This window comes from Lysobacter sp. 5GHs7-4, assembly GCF_021284765.1.
Classification (GTDB): Bacteria; Pseudomonadota; Gammaproteobacteria; order Xanthomonadales; family Xanthomonadaceae; genus Lysobacter.
This window is the reverse complement of the sequence record NZ_CP089924.1, coordinates 2,506,520-2,524,462: the sequence shown is the minus strand read 5'-3', so window position 1 is coordinate 2,524,462 and position 17,943 is coordinate 2,506,520. Positions and strand designations below refer to the sequence as shown.

Sequence of the window (17,943 nt, the reverse complement as noted above, 5' to 3'; positions counted from 1 at the left end):
GGTTCGTCCTCAGCCACCGCCGCCCGCACCCGCGTGGATGCCTCCACGCGTGAGCGCGGCCGGGTCCAGCAATCGGCGCAATTCCTTCTCGGCCATGCCGGTCTCGGCGATCGCGACCTCCAACACCGGCCGGCCTTCCTTGTAGGCGCGCTTGGCGATCGCGGCGGCTTTTTCGTAACCGATGATGGGATTGAGCGCGGTGACCAGGATGGGATTGCGGTCCAAGGCCTCGCGCACGCGGTCCTCGCGCACCTTGAGCCCGGCGATGGCGCTGTCGGCGAGCAGGCGCATGGCGTTGCCGAGCAGGCGGATCGAGTCCAGCAGGTCGTAGGCGATCAGCGGCAGCATCACGTTGAGCTGGAAGTTGCCGCTCTGGCCGGCGACGGTGATCGCGCCGTGGTGGCCGATCACCTGCGCGCAGACCATGGCCATCGCCTCCGGGATCACCGGATTGACCTTGCCCGGCATGATCGAGCTGCCCGGCTGCAGCGCCGGCAGTTCGATCTCGCCCAGGCCGGCGAGCGGACCGGCGTTCATCCAGCGCAGGTCGTTGGCGATCTTGCTCAGCGCCACCGCCAGCGTCGACAACTGGCCGGACAGTTCGACCGCGTCGTCCTGCGCCGCCAGGCCTTCGAACTTGTCGCGGGCCGATTCGAACTTGGTCCCGGCCAGCGACGACAGCGCACGCGCCATGGCCTTGCCGAAGCGCGGATCGGCGTTGATGCCGGTGCCGATGGCGGTGCCGCCGATCGGCAGCCGGCGCAGGCGCTTGAGGCTGTCCTCGATGCGCTCCTGCGCCGAGGCCAGTTGCGCCGCCCAGGCGCCGAATTCCTGGCCGAAGGTCAGCGGCATCGCGTCCATCAGGTGGGTGCGGCCGGTCTTGGTGACCTTGGCCAGCGACTTGGCGCGGCGCTCGATGGTCTTGCGCAGGTGCTTGAGCGCAGGCAGCAGCGATTCGGTCGCGGCCAGCTTGGCCGAGACGCGGATCGCGGTCGGGATCACGTCGTTGGAGCTCTGGCCCAGGTTGACGTGGTCGTTGGGGTGGATCGCGACCTTGCCGGCGCGCGTGGCCAGGGTCGCGATCACCTCGTTGGCATTCATGTTGCTGGAGGTGCCGGAACCGGTCTGGAACACGTCGATCGGGAACTGGGCGTCGTGACGGCCGCCGGCGACCTCCAGCGCGGCGTCGCGGATCGCCAGCCACTGGCCTTCGTCCAGCAGCTCCAGGTCGCCGTTGACCTCGGCCGCGGCGGCCTTGACGTAGGCCAGCGCGCGGATGAATTCGCGCGGCATCGGCACGCCGGAAATCGGGAAGTTCTGCACCGCGCGCTGGGTCTGCGCGCCCCATAGCGCGGCCGCGGGCACCCGCAGCTCGCCCATGCTGTCGTGTTCGAGGCGGAACGCCGCGGCGCCCGCGGCGGCGCGGGTCGGGGACTTGCGGGGGGCGGTCTTACCGGCCGCGGCCGGGGTCTTGCGTCGGGTCGCCATTGCCAACTCCATTGCGTCGTGGGGTGTCGGGCCGTGGCGGGCGCGGGCGCGCGGGCCACGTCGATCAAGGTCGGGGGCGCCGCCGCGGCTTGCAAGGGCGGCGCATCGGGCTGGCATCGGACTGCGCTGGCGCCGCCATGATGGCGTCCGCGGCGCGGCGCGGCTAGTCCCGTACCGCGCCGTACCGGGGCGGCGCGAACGGGCAAAAGCGCCGGGCTGTTAGAATGTTCGACTGTTTCCCGCCCTCTCATGCCATGTCCGCCGACCCCAACGCCCAGCTGCTCGCCCTTTCCCCGCTAGACGGCCGCTACGCCGCCAAGGTCGACGCGCTGCGCCCGATCTTCTCCGAATTCGGCCTGATCAAGGCGCGGGTCAAGGTCGAGGTGGAATGGCTGCTGGCGCTGGCCGCCGAGCCGGGCATCGCCGAGCTGGCGCCGTTCTCGGACGCCGCCGCCGCGCGCCTGCGCGCGCTCGCCGACGGGCTGTCGGTGGCCGACGCGGCCCGGGTCAAGGAAATCGAGCGCACCACCAATCACGACGTCAAGGCGGTGGAGTACCTGATCAAGGAGCGCCTCAAGGACGACGCCGAACTGGGCCCGGCGCTGGAGTTCGTGCACTTCGCCTGCACCAGCGAGGACATCAACAACCTCAGCTACGCGCTGATGCTCAACGAGGCGCGTCAGCACGTGCTGCTGCCCAAGCTCGACCAGCTGATCCAGGTGCTGCGCGCGATGGCGCACGAGCACGCCGCGCTGCCGATGCTGTCGCGCACCCACGGCCAGACCGCCTCGCCGACCACGGTGGGCAAGGAAATCGCCAACGTGGTCGCGCGCCTGCTGCGCCAGGGCGAAACCCTGGCCGCCGCGCAGATGCCCGGCAAGATCAACGGCGCGGTCGGCAACTACAACGCCCACGTCGCCGCCTACCCGGACATCGACTGGCCGGCGTTCTCGCAGCGCTTCGTCGCCTCGCTGGGCCTGGACTGGCAGCCCTACACCACCCAGATCGAACCGCACGACGGCATCGCCGAGATCTGCGACGCCCAGCGCCGCATCGACACGATCTGCGTCGATCTGTGCCGCGATATCTGGGGCTACATCTCGCTGGGCTACTTCAAGCAGGCGGTCAAGGCCGGCGAAGTCGGCAGCTCGACCATGCCGCACAAGGTCAACCCGATCGATTTCGAGAACGCCGAGGGTAACTTCGGCATCGCCAACGCGCTGTTCGAGCATTTCGCCGCCAAGCTGCCGATCAGCCGCTGGCAGCGCGACCTGACCGACTCGACCGTGCTGCGCGCGCTGGGCACCGCCTTCGGCCATGCCCTGATCGGCTACGACGCGCTGCTGCGCGGCCTGGGCAAGCTCAGCGTCAATCCCGAGCGCCTGGCCGCCGACCTCGACGCGTCCTGGGAAGTGCTGGCCGAAGCCGTGCAGACGGTGATGCGCCGCCACGGCCTGCCCAACCCCTACGAGCAGCTCAAGGCGCTGACCCGCGGCCAGGGCATCACCGAGGCCTCGATGCGCGAATTCATCGCCGGCCTGGACCTGCCGGCGGCCGACAAGCAGCGTCTGATGGCGATGACGCCGGGCCGCTACAGCGGCCTGGCCGAGCGCCTGGCGCGCGAGATCTGACCGCAGGAGCGCGCGCGCCATGGAAGACACCCGCGGCTGGACCCTGGCCGAACACCGCGCCGACGACGGCCTGTCGCTGATGCGGCTGAAGCGTTTCGAGCGCGGTTTCGACTTCCGCGCCTACCCGGACCGGCTCAACCTGATCTGGGCCTACCAGGACGACCGCAGCCTCGGCACCGCCTCGCCGGAGGAACTCGAGGCCATGCAGCGCTTCGAGGACCGCGTCTGCGAACGCATCGAGGCCGCCGGCCACAGCCTGCTGGCGATCGTGTTCACCGAACCCGACCACCGCGAGTACGTGTTCTACAGTCGCGACGTCGAGGCCTTCGTCGGCGTGCTCAACGCGATGCCGCAGGAAGCCACGCCCTACCCGATCGAGATCGACCGCGAGAGCGATCCGGGCGGCGAGTTCTATCACTCCTTCGCGGCGGCTATCGGGCTGCGTTGAAGCAGGATTGGGTTGCAGCTTCGCCGCGCTGAAGCTGGACTGGTTTGAAGCTGGGCTGGCTTGAAGCAGGACTGGCTTGAATCAAGGAAGGACTGAGGTCACGCCATGACGATGCGGCTGCTGCTCAATCTCGACGTCCCCGACCTGGCCGCGGCCGAACGTTTCTATGTCGCCGCTTTCGACCTGCGCCCCGCGCGTCGGTTGGGCGACAGCGTGCTCGAGCTGGACGGCGCGCAGGTGCCGATCTACTTGCTGGAGAAACCTGCCGGCAGCGTCGGCGCCTCCGGCTCGGTGCGCGACTACGCGCGCCATTGGACACCCGCGCACGGGGACGTGGTCGTCGAGGATCTGGACGCGGCGCTGACGCGCGCACTCGCGGCTGGCGCGACCCAGGAAGGCGCGATACGCGAGGCCAACTGGGGCCGCATCGTGCAACTGGCCGACCCGTTCGGGCACGGCTGGTGTCTGCTGCAGTTCCTGGGACGGGGCTACGACGAGATCGCGGGATAAGGTCCGTCGCCCCTTCTCCCTCGTCCCCTTTGCAAATGGGGGCGGGCGCCCGATGTAAATCGATGCCGATGCGTGACTCGCGGCGCTGGGGTATTTGCTGCGGCTGTTGCTCTCTTCAGAGCAAAAGCAAATCCCCCCTAGCCCCCCTTTTTCAAAGGGGGGAATTCAAGGCGCAGCGCCACCCTCCACTTCCCCATCGCCCCTCTTCATCGCCCCTCTTCATCGCCCCCTTTGCAAAAGGGGGCGGGCGCCCGATGTAGTTCGGTGGCGATGCGTGACTCGCGGCGCCGGGGGATTTGCTGTGGCCGTGGCTATTGCTCTCGCCAAAGCCAAAGCAACGTCCCAAACCCATTGCTTAAAGGGGTAACCAACAACGATCTTCACCCCCGCATGAGCGACAATGAAGCGATCCGCGCAAACCGCCGCGCCACCGCTACGAGCCAGCCCGCCCCCATGGCCAAGAAATCCCCCGCCGCCGGCAAGTCCAAGCCCGCCGCCGCCCCGATCGAGGTCGACGCCAGTCGCGCGCCGCCGCTGGGCATGCCCGCCGCGCAGTTCCTGCGCGATTACTGGCAAAAGCGCCCGCTGCTGATCCGCAACGCCTTCCCCGGCCTGGTCTCGCCGATCCAGCCCGAGGACCTCGCCGGCCTGGCCTGCGAGGAAGCCGCGCTGTCGCGGCTGATCCAGCACGACCGCGCCAACGACCGCTACAGCGTGCGCCACGGGCCCTTCGACGAAGCCGAATTTCCGGGCATGCCGCAGCAGGACTGGACCCTGCTGGTGCAGGACGTGGACAAATGGGACGCCGACGTGGTCGCGCTGCTGCCGGCCTTCGACTTCCTGCCGCGCTGGCGCGTCGACGACATCATGGTGTCCTTCGCCGCGCCCGGCGGTTCGGTCGGCGCCCACGTCGACCAGTACGACGTGTTCCTGCTGCAGGCCCAGGGCCATCGGCGTTGGCAGATCGATGCCGGTCCGAATCCGCCGCAAGGGTTCCGCGCCGACGCCGAGCTCAAGCTGCTCAGCGAATTCGCGCCCAGCCACGACTGGGTGCTGGGCCCCGGCGACATGCTGTATCTGCCGCCCGGCGTGCCCCACCACGGCGTCGCCGAGGACGCCTGCCTGACCTTCTCGGTCGGCATGCGCGCGCCGTCGTCGGCCGAACTCATGGGCGACTACGTCGACACCCTGGCCGCCGAGGCCGACGAATCGCTGCGCTACCGCGACCCCGACCTGAGCCCGCCGCGCGACCCGGCCGAGATCGACGCGGCCGCCATGGACCGCGTGGTCGCCGCCCTGAACGCCCTGCGCATGAACGATCCCGACCGCCTCGGCGACTGGTTCGGCCGCTTCATCACCGTCTACCGTGCCGCCGGCACGGTGTCGGCGGGCACCGAACCGCCGCGCTCGCGCATCGAGATCGAATGGGACCTGCAGCACGGCGCGACGCTGTGGCGCCACCCCTGGTCGCGTCTGGCCTGGCGCCGCGCGCGGGCCAAGGGCCGCGCCGCGCGCCTGTACGTGAGCGGCCAGGACTACGCCCTGCCGGCCAAGGACGCGCAAGCCCTGGCCAACGCGGCCGAGATCGACCAGGCCCTGTACGCCGCCCTGTCCGAGGCCGGCCGCGCCTGCGTGCACGAGCTGATCGCCGGCGGCCATTACCGCCTGGGCCTGGACGACGACGGGGAAGAGGAATGAGCGCGGGCGCATCCGGCCCGGGCTACCGCGTGGTCGCCGTGAGCGACTACGCCGCCGCCCTGCCGGCGCTGCGCGCGGTGCGCGAGGCGGTGTTCGTGCGCGAACAGAACGTGCCGGCCGAACTGGAGCTGGACGCGCAACGCGACCCCTCGTGCGAGCACGTGCTGGCCGTGGACGCCGACGGCGCCCCGATCGGCACCGGCCGGCTCACCCCCGATCGCCGCATCGGGCGCATGGCCGTGCTCGCCGCCTGGCGCGGGCGCGGGGTCGGCGACGCTCTGCTGACCGCGTTGCTGCAACGCGCCGCCGAGCTGGGCTGGCGCGAAGTGTCCCTGCACAGCCAGGCCTCGGCGATCGCCTTTTACGCCCGCCACGGTTTCCTGCCGCAGGGGCCGCGCTTCCTCGAGGCCGGCATCGAACACCTGGGCATGCGCCGCCTGCTGGGCGCGGCCAACCCGGTCGACAGCCGCGAGGCCGCCCTGGCCGCGCTGCAGGGCGTGATCGCCGGCAGCCGCCGCGGCTTGTCGGTCTACAGCCGCGAACTCGACCCCGGCCTGCTCGACCGCCCCGACGCCCTCGCCGCCCTGCGCCGCCACGCGGTCGCCGGCGGCGGCGTGCGCGTGCTGCTGCAGGACCCGGCCGCGCCGCAGCGCGCGCTGGCGCCGCTGATCGGCCTGGCCCAGCGCCTGCCGACCGCGTTCGAATTCCGCGCGATCGAGGAGCCGGTGGACCAGAACTACCCCTCGGCCTATGTGGTCAACGACCGCGACGGCTGGTACTTCCGCGTCCTGGGCCACCGCTTCGACGGCGAGACCCGCGTCGACGACGGCGCGCGCGCGCGCCAGCTGCGCGCCCACTTCGACCCGGTCTGGGAGCGCGCCCGTCCCTGCACCGAGTACCGCGCGCTGGGGATCTGAAACCGGCGCCGGCGCCTGCGCGCCTGAGCCGCGACTAAACCGTGCGGCGCCCGCGACCGCGCCCGCGGCCGCGCTTGAAAGGCCGCGTCCCAGCCCAAGATTTTCAGGGCTTGCCGCAGCGGCCGGTTCGACGGTCCGGCCCGGTCGGAAGCCGGAAATCGAACGAAATCTGTCGCTTAGACCTAAGTAGTTATGCCGCTGGCCTTAACACTACCGCTATAATTCCGATCCTATGTCCGCGCAAAGCGCCATCGGCCCGCGCGCGACGCCTCTTCCGCCCCCTAGAGTTTCCCGATAACCATCGTGGACAGTCTCCTGAAGCAGTTCTCCCAGTCCTCGCAACTCGGCGCCAACGCCGCCTTCATCGAAGACCTGTACGAGCAGTACCTGGTCGATCCCGACAGCGTCGGGGCCAAATGGAAGGCCTATTTCGACGGCTTCAAGGGCCGCGAAGCCGGCGACGTGCCGCACTCGGCCGCCATCGATTCCGTCGCCCAGGCCAGCCGGGCCGCCGCCCGCGGCGCCCCCGCCGGCGCCAGCGCCGGCCCCAGCGACGAGCGCGAGCGCGGGGTCGGCAAACTGATCACCGCCTATCGTTCGCGCGGCCACCTGGCCGCCGACATCGACCCGCTGGGCCTGCTCGACAAGCCCGACGCGCCGGACCTGGCGCTGGGCTTCCACCGCCTGTCCGAGAGCGACCTGTCCGGCGAGTTCAGCACCGGCGGCGTCGGCGGCAAGGAGCGCATGAAGCTGCGCGACCTGGTCGCCCTGCTCAAGGCCACCTACACCGGCCCGATCGGCGCCGAGTTCATGCACATCGCCGACGCCGAACAGCGCCGCTGGATGTACGAGCGCCTGGAAACGGCGGCCGGCAACTACGGCCGCAGCGCCGCCGACAAGCAGCGCATCCTCGAGCGTCTGACTGCGGCCGACGGCCTGGAGCGCTACCTGGGCACCAAGTACGTGGGCCAGAAGCGCTTCTCGCTGGAAGGCGGCGACGCCCTGATCCCGCTGATGGACACCACCATCCGACGCGCCGGCGAGCAAGGCGCGCAGGACGTGGTGATCGGCATGGCCCACCGCGGCCGCCTCAACGTGCTGGTCAACACCCTGGGCAAGCCGCCGCGCAAGCTGTTCGACGAGTTCGAAGGCAAGTTCGATCACGACGAGCACGCCCACACCGGCGACGTGAAGTACCACATGGGCTTCAGCGCCGACGTCGCCACGCCCGGCGGCCCGGTCCACCTGGCGCTGGCGTTCAACCCCTCGCACCTGGAAATCGTCAACCCGGTGGTCGCCGGCAGCGTGCGTTCGCGCCAGACCCGCCGCGGCGACAAGGGTCGCGCGCAGGTGCTGCCGGTGCTGCTGCACGGCGACGCCGCGTTCGCCGGCCAGGGCGTGGGCATGGAGCTGTTCCAGATGTCGCAGGCGCGCGGTTTCGCGGTCGGCGGCACCCTGCACATCGTCATCAACAACCAGGTCGGCTTCACCACCAGCGCCCGCGAAGACGCGCGTTCGACGCTGTACTGCACCGACGTGGCCAAGATGGTCGGCGCGCCGATCCTGCACGTGAACGGCGACGATCCGGAAGCGGTGGTGTTCTGCGCCGAGCTGGCGCTGGACTTCCGCAACCGCTTCGGCCGCGACGTGGTCATCGACCTGGTCTGCTACCGCCGCCACGGCCATAACGAGGCCGACGAGCCGGCGGCGACGCAGCCACTGATGTACCAGGTGATCCGCAAGCACAAGACCCCGCGCGAGCTGTACGCCGAGCGTCTGGTCGCCGAAGGCACGATCCAGGCCGCCGACGCGCAGGCCCTGGTCGACGGCTACCGCGACAAGCTCGACGCCGGCGCGGTCACCACCGAGCTGGTCGAGGTCAAGCCCGACGAGTTCACCATCGACTGGTCGAAGTACCTGTCGGGCAAGGTCACCGACCCGGTCGACACCACCTTCGACCGCGCCAAGCTCGACGGCCTGGCCGCGCAGATCAACACCATCGCCGACAGCGTCAAGCTGCATCCGCGCGTGGCCAAGATCTACGAAGACCGCCGCAAGATGGCCGCCGGCGAGCTGGCCGGCGACTGGGGCTTCGCCGAGAACCTGGCCTACGCCACCCTGCTCAGCGAAGGCTACAAGCTGCGCCTGGTCGGCCAGGACTGCGGCCGCGGCACCTTCTTCCACCGCCACGCGATCCTGCACGAGCAGACCAGCGACGATTACGTGCTGCCGCTGCGCGAGCTGGTCAAGACGCCGTCGGACGTGACCATCATCGACTCGCTGCTCAGCGAGGAAGCGGTGATGGCGTTCGAGTACGGCTACTCGACCGCCGATCCCATGACCCTGGACATCTGGGAAGCGCAGTTCGGCGACTTCGCCAACGGCGCGCAGGTCGTGATCGACCAGTTCCTGTCCTCGGGCGAGGCCAAGTGGGGCCGCCTGTGCGGTCTGGCGCTGTTCCTGCCGCACGGTTACGAAGGCCAGGGCCCCGAGCACAGCTCGGCGCGCCTGGAACGCTTCCTGCAGCTGTGCGCGCTGGAGAACATGCTGGTGTGCGCGCCGACCACGCCGGCGCAGGCCTACCACATGATCCGCCGGCAGATGCGCATGAGCACGCGCAAGCCGCTGGTGGTGATGACGCCCAAGTCGCTGCTGCGCCACAAGCTGGCGGTGTCCAGCCTGGACGAACTGGCCCAGGGCGAGTTCCAGCACCTGATCCCCGACGCCGCCGCCAACCCGAAGAAGGTCAAGCGCGTGGTGCTGTGCTCGGGCAAGGTCTACTACGACCTGCTGGAGGAAGCGCAGAAGCAGGGCCTGGAAGACGTGGCCCTGCTGCGCGTCGAACAGCTGTACCCGTTCCCGCGTCAGGCATTGAGCGACGAGCTCAAGCGCTACACCGCGGCCAAGGACGTGGTGTGGTGCCAGGAAGAGCCGCAGAACCAGGGCGCGTGGTACCAGATCCGCCACCACCTCGCCGCCTGCCTGGCGCCGAAGCAGGCCCTGCACTACGCCGGTCGCGCGCGTTCGCCGTCGCCGGCGGCGGGCCACCTGGCCGACCACGTCGCCGAACAGACCAAGCTGGTCGCCGACGCCCTGGTCAATTCGCTGCAAGGCGAGGCCAGCGCCGAGTAATCGGCGCCGGTCACGTCCCACACCCCATTCGCTCCACGTCCGCCACATACCCAATCAAGCAAGCCAGGATGCCCACCCCATGAGCACCGAGATCAAAGTCCCCGTCCTGCCCGAGTCCGTCTCCGACGCCACCATCGCCACGTGGCACAAGAAGCCGGGCGACGCGGTCAAGCGCGACGAGAACCTGGTCGACCTCGAAACCGACAAGGTCGTGCTCGAAGTCCCCTCGCCGGTCGACGGCGTGCTCAAGGAAATCAAGTTCGAGGAAGGCGCCACCGTGACCAGCTCGCAGCTGATCGCGATCGTGGAAGCCGGCGCCGCCGCCGAAGCCAAGCCGGCCGCCGAAGCCGCTCCGGCCGCCGCCAAGGCCGGCCCGCTGCCGGCCGCCGGCGCGCAGCCGATCACCCCGAAGGCCGAGGCCGCCAAGGCGCCGGCCGCCAACGATCAGTTGCCCCCGGGCGCGCGCTTCACCGCCAACAAGGAAGGCATCGACGCATCGCAGGTCGAGGGCACCGGCCGTAAGGGCGCGGTGACCAAGGAAGACATCCTCAACTACGCCAAGTCCGGCGGCGTCGGCAATGCCGCCGGCGCGCGCGCCGAAGAGCGCGTGCCGATGACCCGCATCCGCGCGCGCATCGCCGAGCGCCTGATGCAGTCGAAGAACTCCATCGCCATGCTGACCTCGTTCAACGAAGTCAACCTGGGCAAGGTCATGGCCATGCGCAAGGAGCTGGGCGAGTCCTTCGAGAAGGCCAACGGCGTCAAGCTGGGCTTCATGAGCTTCTTCGCCAAGGCCGCCGCCAACGCGCTGCAGCGCCATCCGGTGGTCAACGCCTCGGTCGACGGCAACGACATCGTCTATCACGGCTACGCCGACATCTCGATCGCCGTGTCCACCGACAAGGGCCTGGTCACGCCGGTGCTGCGCAACGTCGAGCGCATGGGCTTCGCCGACGTCGAGAAGGCCATCGGCGACTACGCCAAGAAGGCGCGCGACGGCAAGCTGGCGCTGGAAGACCTGCAGGGCGGCACCTTCACCATCACCAACGGCGGCACCTTCGGTTCGCTGATGTCGACCCCGATCGTGAACCCGCCGCAGTCGGCCATTCTGGGCATGCACGCGATCAAGGAACGCGCCATCGTCGAGAACGGCGCCGTGATCGCCGCGCCGATGATGTACATCGCGCTGTCCTACGACCACCGCATCATCGACGGCAAGGACGCGGTGCTGTTCCTGGTCGACATCAAGAATCAGCTCGAGAACCCGCACCGCATGCTGCTGGGCATGTGATTGCGCTCCAAGCCCCTCTCCCACCGGGAGAGGGGTTGGGGTGAGGGTCCGGCACAAGCGCGCCGCTCCATACTCGCCCCGGACCCTCATCCGGCCCTACGGGCCACCTTCTCCCGGCGGGGGAAGGAAAAAGCTAAGGAACGAGAATGTCTGAGCAATTCGACGTAGTCGTCATCGGCGCCGGCCCGGCCGGCTACCACGCCGCCATCCGCGCCGCCCAGCTCGGTCTGAAGACCGCCTGCATCGACGCCGCGCTGGGTAAGGACGGCAAGCCCGCCCTGGGCGGCACCTGCCTGCGCGTGGGCTGCATCCCGTCCAAGGCCCTGCTCGACAGCTCGCGCCAGTTCTGGAACCTGCAGCACCTGTTCGGCGAACACGGCATCACCACCGACAACGCCAAGATCGACGTCGCGACCATGGTCGGCCGCAAGGACAAGATCGTGAAGCAGTTCACCGGCGGCATCGCGATGCTGTTCAAGGCCAACAAGGTCACGCCGTACTACGGCTTCGGCACCCTGCACCCGGGCAACGTGGTCAAGGTCAAGCAGCACGACGGCTCCGAGGTCGAGCTCAAGGGCACCAACGTCATCATCGCCGCCGGTTCGGATTCGATCGAGCTGCCGTTCGCCAAGTTCGACGGCGACAAGATCGTCGACAACGTCGGCGCGCTGGACTTCACCGAAGTGCCCAAGCGTTTGGGCGTGATCGGCGCCGGCGTGATCGGCCTGGAGCTGGGCAGCGTGTGGAAGCGCCTGGGTTCGGAGGTCACCATCCTCGAAGCCCTGCCCGACTTCCTCGCCGCCGCCGATGCCGAGGTCGCCAAGACCGCGGCCAAGGAATTCAAGAAGCAGGGCCTGGACATCAAGCTGGGCGCCAAGGTCAGCAAGGCCGAAATCAAGAAGGACGGCGTGCACCTGACCTACAACGACGGCAAGGCCGATCAGCAACTGGTCGTGGACAAGCTGCTGGTGGCCGTCGGCCGCCGCGCCGCGTCCAAGGGCCTGCTGGCCGAAGGCACCGGCGTCAAGCTCAACGAGCGCGGCCAGATCGAGGTCGACGAGCACTGCCACACCGGCGTCGACGGCGTGTGGGCGGTCGGCGACTGCGTGCGCGGCCCGATGCTGGCGCACAAGGGCTTCGAGGAAGGCATCGCCGTGGCCGAGCTGATCGCCGGCCTGCCGGGCCACGTCAATTTCGACACCATTCCGTGGGTGATCTACACCGAGCCGGAAATCGCCTGGGTCGGCAAGACCGAGCAGCAGCTCAAGGCCGAAGGCGTGCCGTACAAGACCGGCAGCTTCCCGTTCGCGGCGATCGGCCGCGCCGTGGCCATGGGCGAGCCGGCCGGCTTCGTCAAGGTCATCGCGCACGCCGAGAGCGACCGCGTGCTGGGCCTGCACCTGGTCGGCGTCGGCGTGTCGGAGCTGGTGCACGAAGGCGTGCTGACCATGGAGTTCAACGGCTCCGCCGACGACCTCGCCCGTATCTGCCACGCCCACCCGACGCTGTCGGAGGCGATCCACGACGCGGCGATGGCGGTCGACAAGCGCGCGATCCACAAGGCCAACTGATCGGCCTGCAAGACCGGAACGGCGCACCCTGGTGCGCCGTTCTGCATTTCGGCCCCACTACGCCGCAACGCGAAACCTCGCCGGTCGGCATCGGATACCAGCATGAAATCGCTTTGCGTCTACTGCGGCTCCAACTCCGGCTCGCAGCCGATCTACACCGAACGCGCGATGGCGCTGGGCCAGCGCATGGCCCGCGACGGCATCGCCCTGGTCTACGGCGGCGGTAACGTCGGCCTGATGGGCGTGGTCGCCGATGCGGTGCTGGAAGCCGGCGGCGAAGCCATCGGCGTGATCCCCGAGCAACTGGTCAACTGGGAAGTCGCGCACCGTGGCCTGACCAAACTCGAAGTGGTCGGCTCCATGCACGAGCGCAAGGCACGCATGTTCGATCTCGCCGACGCCTTCGTCGCCCTGCCCGGCGGCTTCGGCACCCTGGACGAGATGTTCGAGATGCTGACCTGGCGCCAGCTCGGCATCGGCGACAAGCCCTGCGCCTTCCTCGACGTCGAAGGCTTCTATACGCCGCTGATGACGATGCTGGATCGCATGGTCGCCGAACGCTTCCTGCACGCCGACCAGCGCCGCGATCTATGGCACGGCGACGACCTGGACGCGATGCTGACCTGGATGCGCGACTACCGCCCGGCCGAAGCCAGCAAGTGGATGGACGAGAAGCGCCGTAACGCGCTGCGCTAAGCTGCATCGATCCAGAGGAGATCGGACGATGCGTGCACTCGTGCTGCCCTTGTTGCTCGGCTTGTGCGCCTGCCAGCCCGCCGAAAAGGTCGAGCCCGAGTTTCGCGACGACACCCATGTCGTGCTCAAGCGCAGCGGCTGCCTCGGTCTGTGCGTGCCCTACGAGGTCCATATCGGCCCCGGCGGCAACGTGGCGTTCGTCGGTCGCGACCGAACCGGCAAGCATTCCGAGCGCAATGAGGAGGGCGACGTGGTCCGAGCCTATGGCCTGGCCTACCCGCATCGCCGGGCGATGTTCGATCTGATCTTTTCGCAGGCCTTCTCCCAACTCGAATCGGTCTACAGCGCCGGCGTCACCGACGGCCAGACCACGACGATCACCATCACCGATCGCCACGGCAGCCGTTCGGTCTCTCGCAACGTCGCCGCGTGCCTGCGCGACAGCGAGGAGCCGGGCGCGCTGCCGGCCGTCGCGACACCCGGCAAGCCGGCACGCTGGGTACCCGACGTGTTCTGCGAGACCGTTGAGCTGATCGATACCGCCAGTTGCGCCGCCTACTGGAGCAACGAACTCCTGCCGATCGGCGATCCGATGGACCCACGCTCGTCGGTTCCCGAACGCTGTCGCACGGCGGACGCCGCTGCCCCGGGCGCTCGCTGACTCACGCGCGGCCATCGCGAGCTGATATCGCCGCTGCGTACTCCAGCGTCAGTAGTTTTCGTGCCACGAGCGCGTTAACCCCAACCCGCCCTCCCCTGCGTTAGCATCACATCGGGGAATTCGGGACACGACGCACTCATGCGTTATCCATTCGCGACCGCCGCGCTCGCGGCCCTGCTGCTGTGCCCGCTCGCAGCCGGTGCCAAGGACAAGGCCGCGAAATCGGCCTACGACTGCGCCGAGCTCGCCGAGCTGCCAGCCGACGCCGGCGAGAACGATCGCCGCCTGACCTGCACCATCCCCGACAAGTACCGTCGCGACGTTGCCATCGCTGAGTACATCGGCAACGCGATCCGCCGCCACGACCTGGCGGCCTGGCTGACCACAGACGAGCTGGTCAAGATCAAGGCCCTGCCGGACGCGCCCGGCCAACCCTCGGGTTGGCTTACCCTCGAACGCGACGACGACATCGATGTGCGTTACTTCAGCAAGGTCGACGGCCGGTTGGTCGCGTTCGCATCGGCGACCCTGGGTCTCGATCCACTCGGTGTGCGCGACGCCACCCGCCTGCGACCGCCGCAGCCCGCGCAACTCCGCGAGCAACGGCTGATGGCGGCGCTGCATCTGGCCCGCCAGCAGGACCAGGTCTATTGCAGCCAACGCCCGCCCAATACCGTCGCCTTCGAGTACGAAGAGGACGGCCAAAACCAGATCCTGGTGTTCGTGATGACTCCATGGCTGGACGAATCCGCGCCGCTGGGCGGTTACGCGATGTACCGCATCGATGCCCAGGGCGAGCGCCTGATCGACCGTTACGAACAGACCCGCGGCTGCGTGAACGCGCCCCTGGATCAGGCGCGCAAACCCGAGTCGCTGTTCGTCTCGCACCTGACCTCGGCCGCACCGACCATGTTCCATGTGTTCATGAGCTTGCAGTACCGCACGCCGATCGTGGTGTTCACCACCCAGAACGAGCAGTTATGGAAGGTCGAGCGAGGCCGCATCCGGCTGCTGGGCCCGGACGAGCCCGACTACCGCAAGCTCAAGCAATGGAGCGACGGTATAGAGCGCAAGCACGAAGCCACACCCACTTCCAGCCCGATCGGCTGAATCGGACCATGACCGGGCGCGCAATCGCGCTCGGTTATCATCGCGTTCTGTCTGCAGAGAACGCGCCATGACCGTACCCAGCGACTTCAACGCCTTCCGCATCCACAGCGACGACGCCGGCTATCGCAGCGGCTTGGAGCGCATCTCGATCGATGCGCTCTCGCCCGGCGAGGTGGTGATCAAGACCGCCTATTCCTCGATCAATTTCAAGGACGCCCTGGCCGGCACCGGCGAAGGCAAGATCCTGCGCCGGTTCCCGTTGGTCGGCGGCATCGACGTTGCCGGCCACGTGGTCGCCTCCACCGACAGCGCCTTCCGCGAAGGCGACGCCGTGCTGGTCACCGGTTGCGGCCTCAGCGAGACCCGCGACGGCGGCTACGCCGAGTACGCGCGCGTGGAAGCGCAGTGGGCGATCCCGCTGCCGGGCGGCCTGAGCCTGCGCGAGAGCATGATCCTGGGCACCGCCGGCTTCACCGCCGCGCTGGCCCTGCACCGCATGCAGGACAACCGCCAGACGCCCGAACTGGGCCCGCTGGCGGTGACCGGCGCCAGCGGCGGCGTGGGCTCGCTCGCGCTGGACATCTTCAGCCGCGCCGGCTACGAGGTGCATGCGATCAGCGGCAAGGCCGAGCAAACCGATTACCTCAAGTCGATCGGCGCCAGCCAGGTGCTGGGCCGCGACGCACTGGCCACCACCCGGCCGATGGAATCGGCGCGCTTCGGCGGCGGCCTGGACAACGTCGGCGGGCCGATGCTGACCAGCCTGCTGGCCCAAACCGCGCCCTACGGCAACGTCGCCAGCGCGGGCCTGGCCGCCAGCCCCGCACTGGACGCCACGGTGATGCCGTTCATCATCCGCGGCGTGTCGCTGCTGGGGGTGGCCTCGGCCGGCACCGCGCGCCGGATACGTGACGAAGTCTGGCGGCATCTGGGCAGCGACTGGAAACCGGCGCACCTGGACCGCATATGCACCCGTGAAGTGGGGCTGGCGGAGCTGCCCCAGGTGTTCCCCGGCATGCTGGCCGGGGGCTCCCTGGGCCGGACGCTGGTCGTGATCTAGTTGGCATTGCGGCGTCAGCGCGCATCGCTACAATCGCAACATTCCCGGGGGAAACACATGGCGCGTATTCTGATCGTCGACGACTCACCGTCTCAGCTGATGGGCATCCGCCGCATCGTCGAGAAGCTGGGGCATGAGGCCTTGACCGCCGAGGACGGCGCCGCCGGCGTCGAAGCGGCCAAGCGCGAGATCCCCGACCTGATCCTGATGGACGTGGTCATGCCGAACCTCAACGGCTTCCAGGCCACGCGCTCGATCTGCCGCGAGGCCACCACCAAGCACATCCCGATCGTGCTGGTGACCACCAAGGATCTGGACACCGACCGGGTCTGGGGCATGCGCCAGGGCGCCAAGGCCTACATCACCAAGCCGTTCAGCGAAAGCGACCTGTCCGAGATCATCGCCCAGCTGTTGCCGGGCTGATCGCCGCGGGCGGGCCGTCGCGGGTCCGCCGCGTTACCTTAGCGCCCTACCGCCTTCTGTGGCAGCGACGCGAGTCGCGATCGCGGAGAGTCGGCGCATGAATCCGATCCGTAGGACGTGGTGAGCCGCATCGCTCACTATGCGGTTCGCCCATGGCTCGCCACACCCTACGGGAGCGCCTGTTCTTCGTTGGCGACTCGCGCCGGTGCGGTTCGCCGCGCTCACCGCACCCCACGGCATTCGATCCGGACTTAGCCGCGCCGCCAATCGTCGCCGAAGGCGTCGCGCATGCGCGCGTAGGCCGCGTGCTGCTCTTCGGTGTCGGCGCGCGGCGCCAGCACCTCCAGCTCGACGATCTGATCGCCCGGCGGCGTGCCCGGCAGGCCGCGCCCGCGCAGGCGCAGCTTGCGTCCGGCTTCCGAGTTCGGCGGGATCTTCAGCTCGACCGAGCCGCCCAGGGTCGGCACGCTGATGGTGGCGCCCAGGGCCGCTTCCCACGGCGCCAACGGCAGCACGTGGATCACGTTGCGGCCGTCGACCTCGAAATGCGGATGCGCGGCGTACTCGATTTCCAGCAGCAGATCCCCATGCGTGCCTTGCCCTGCCAGCCGGATCATCTGCCCCGGCTGGATGCCCTTGGGAATGCGTACCTCGAGGGTGCGTCCGTTGACCGAGATCCGCACCGAGCCGCCTTCGTAGATCGTCTCCAGCGAGACCGCGAGCTTGGCGCGGGTGTCGCCGCGCGGCGGCGCCCGACCGGCCTGGCCGCCGAAGCCAGCCGGGCCACGACCGCGCCCGAACAGGCTTTCGAAGAAATCGCTGAAACCGCCACCCGCACCGCCGCCGGCGAAGATCTCGTCGAAGTCGGCGCCGCCGTAGCCGCCGCCGAAACCGCCCGGCGGCGGTTGCACCTCGTCGCCCGGGCGATAGCCGCGCGCGCGCAGCTGGTCGTAGGCCGCGCGCTTTTGCGGATCGCGCAGCGCCTCGTACGCCTCGTTGACGGCCTTGAACTTGTCCTCGGCGCCGGCTTCCTTGCTGACATCGGGATGGTATTTACGTGCCAGCCGCCGGTACGCGGTCTTGATCTCGGCCTCGCCGGCGCTGGGCTCCACGCCCAGGGTTTCGTAGTAATCCTTGAACTGCATCGAAGCACCCTCAAACTTGCTGTTGCGCGGCCGCACCGGCCCACAGGGTAGGCGGCGCGCGACCGCACGGGAAGACCGGGCCGAAATGGCCGCCGCGCCTGCGTTTTTCAATACTTGCGCGCACAATGCGCGCTCTACCCCGGTCTTGACGCGCCGTTACGC

Annotated in this window: 15 protein-coding genes; 13 read left to right on the top strand and 2 right to left on the bottom strand. The window is 69.0% G+C overall.

The genetic code is table 11. The features are described from left to right. Nucleotides 1-9 precede the first annotated feature (9 nt). On the bottom strand, nucleotides 10-1,380 hold the full coding sequence (locus LVB77_RS11445) for a class II fumarate hydratase (protein ID WP_232910265.1): 1,371 nt from the start codon (nucleotides 1,378-1,380) through the stop codon (nucleotides 10-12). 362 nt (nucleotides 1,381-1,742) lie between these two features. On the opposite strand from LVB77_RS11445, the gene purB reads away from it, so the two are divergent. The 13 genes from purB (at nucleotide 1,743) to pilH (ending at nucleotide 16,636) form a co-directional block, all read left to right on the top strand. Next, nucleotides 1,743-3,119 (top strand): adenylosuccinate lyase, encoded by a 1,377-nt coding sequence (gene purB / locus LVB77_RS11440; RefSeq protein WP_232906241.1) that lies wholly within the window; start codon nucleotides 1,743-1,745, stop codon nucleotides 3,117-3,119. A gap of 19 nt (nucleotides 3,120-3,138) precedes the next feature. Then, nucleotides 3,139-3,567, top strand: coding sequence for a DUF695 domain-containing protein (locus LVB77_RS11435; protein ID WP_232906240.1), 429 nt, complete (start codon nucleotides 3,139-3,141; stop codon nucleotides 3,565-3,567). Nucleotides 3,568-3,678: 111 nt separating this feature from the next. After that, on the top strand, nucleotides 3,679-4,077 hold the full coding sequence (locus LVB77_RS11430; protein ID WP_232910263.1) for a VOC family protein: 399 nt from the start codon (nucleotides 3,679-3,681) through the stop codon (nucleotides 4,075-4,077). A gap of 540 nt (nucleotides 4,078-4,617) precedes the next feature. Next, nucleotides 4,618-5,775: a cupin domain-containing protein gene (locus tag LVB77_RS11425; protein WP_232910259.1), complete on the top strand. Its 1,158-nt coding sequence runs from the start codon at nucleotides 4,618-4,620 to the stop codon at nucleotides 5,773-5,775. After that, nucleotides 5,772-6,692, top strand: coding sequence for a GNAT family N-acetyltransferase (locus LVB77_RS11420; protein WP_232906239.1), 921 nt, complete (start codon nucleotides 5,772-5,774; stop codon nucleotides 6,690-6,692). The genes LVB77_RS11425 and LVB77_RS11420 overlap by 4 nt, the downstream gene beginning before the upstream one ends. A gap of 303 nt (nucleotides 6,693-6,995) precedes the next feature. Then, nucleotides 6,996-9,824, top strand: a complete 2,829-nt coding sequence (locus LVB77_RS11415) for a 2-oxoglutarate dehydrogenase E1 component (protein ID WP_232906238.1) — start codon at nucleotides 6,996-6,998, stop codon at nucleotides 9,822-9,824. A 79-nt stretch (nucleotides 9,825-9,903) separates the two neighbouring features. Continuing rightward, nucleotides 9,904-11,115: a dihydrolipoyllysine-residue succinyltransferase gene (sucB, locus tag LVB77_RS11410; RefSeq protein WP_232906237.1), complete on the top strand. Its 1,212-nt coding sequence runs from the start codon at nucleotides 9,904-9,906 to the stop codon at nucleotides 11,113-11,115. A gap of 146 nt (nucleotides 11,116-11,261) precedes the next feature. Continuing rightward, nucleotides 11,262-12,686 (top strand): dihydrolipoyl dehydrogenase, encoded by a 1,425-nt coding sequence (lpdA, locus tag LVB77_RS11405; RefSeq protein ID WP_232906236.1) that lies wholly within the window; start codon nucleotides 11,262-11,264, stop codon nucleotides 12,684-12,686. A 102-nt stretch (nucleotides 12,687-12,788) separates the two neighbouring features. Then, nucleotides 12,789-13,382 carry a TIGR00730 family Rossman fold protein gene (locus LVB77_RS11400; protein WP_232906235.1) on the top strand — a complete coding sequence of 198 codons (594 nt, stop codon included), beginning with the start codon at nucleotides 12,789-12,791 and terminating at the stop codon, nucleotides 13,380-13,382. Nucleotides 13,383-13,410: 28 nt separating this feature from the next. Beyond that, the gene (locus tag LVB77_RS11395) at nucleotides 13,411-14,043 is read left to right on the top strand and encodes a DUF6438 domain-containing protein (RefSeq protein WP_232906234.1); all 633 of its coding nucleotides are present in this window, start codon (nucleotides 13,411-13,413) and stop codon (nucleotides 14,041-14,043) included. Nucleotides 14,044-14,181: 138 nt separating this feature from the next. After that, nucleotides 14,182-15,153, top strand: coding sequence for a hypothetical protein (locus LVB77_RS11390; protein WP_232906233.1), 972 nt, complete (start codon nucleotides 14,182-14,184; stop codon nucleotides 15,151-15,153). A 67-nt stretch (nucleotides 15,154-15,220) separates the two neighbouring features. After that, on the top strand, nucleotides 15,221-16,213 hold the full coding sequence (locus LVB77_RS11385) for a YhdH/YhfP family quinone oxidoreductase (protein ID WP_232906232.1): 993 nt from the start codon (nucleotides 15,221-15,223) through the stop codon (nucleotides 16,211-16,213). Between the two features lie 57 nt (nucleotides 16,214-16,270). Next, on the top strand, nucleotides 16,271-16,636 hold the full coding sequence (gene pilH / locus LVB77_RS11380; protein WP_056174471.1) for a twitching motility response regulator PilH: 366 nt from the start codon (nucleotides 16,271-16,273) through the stop codon (nucleotides 16,634-16,636). A 251-nt stretch (nucleotides 16,637-16,887) separates the two neighbouring features. Here the strand turns inward: pilH and LVB77_RS11375 are convergent, their stop codons facing one another. Continuing rightward, the gene (locus LVB77_RS11375; protein WP_232906231.1) at nucleotides 16,888-17,781 is read right to left on the bottom strand and encodes a DnaJ C-terminal domain-containing protein; all 894 of its coding nucleotides are present in this window, start codon (nucleotides 17,779-17,781) and stop codon (nucleotides 16,888-16,890) included. Nucleotides 17,782-17,943: the final 162 nt, after the last annotated feature.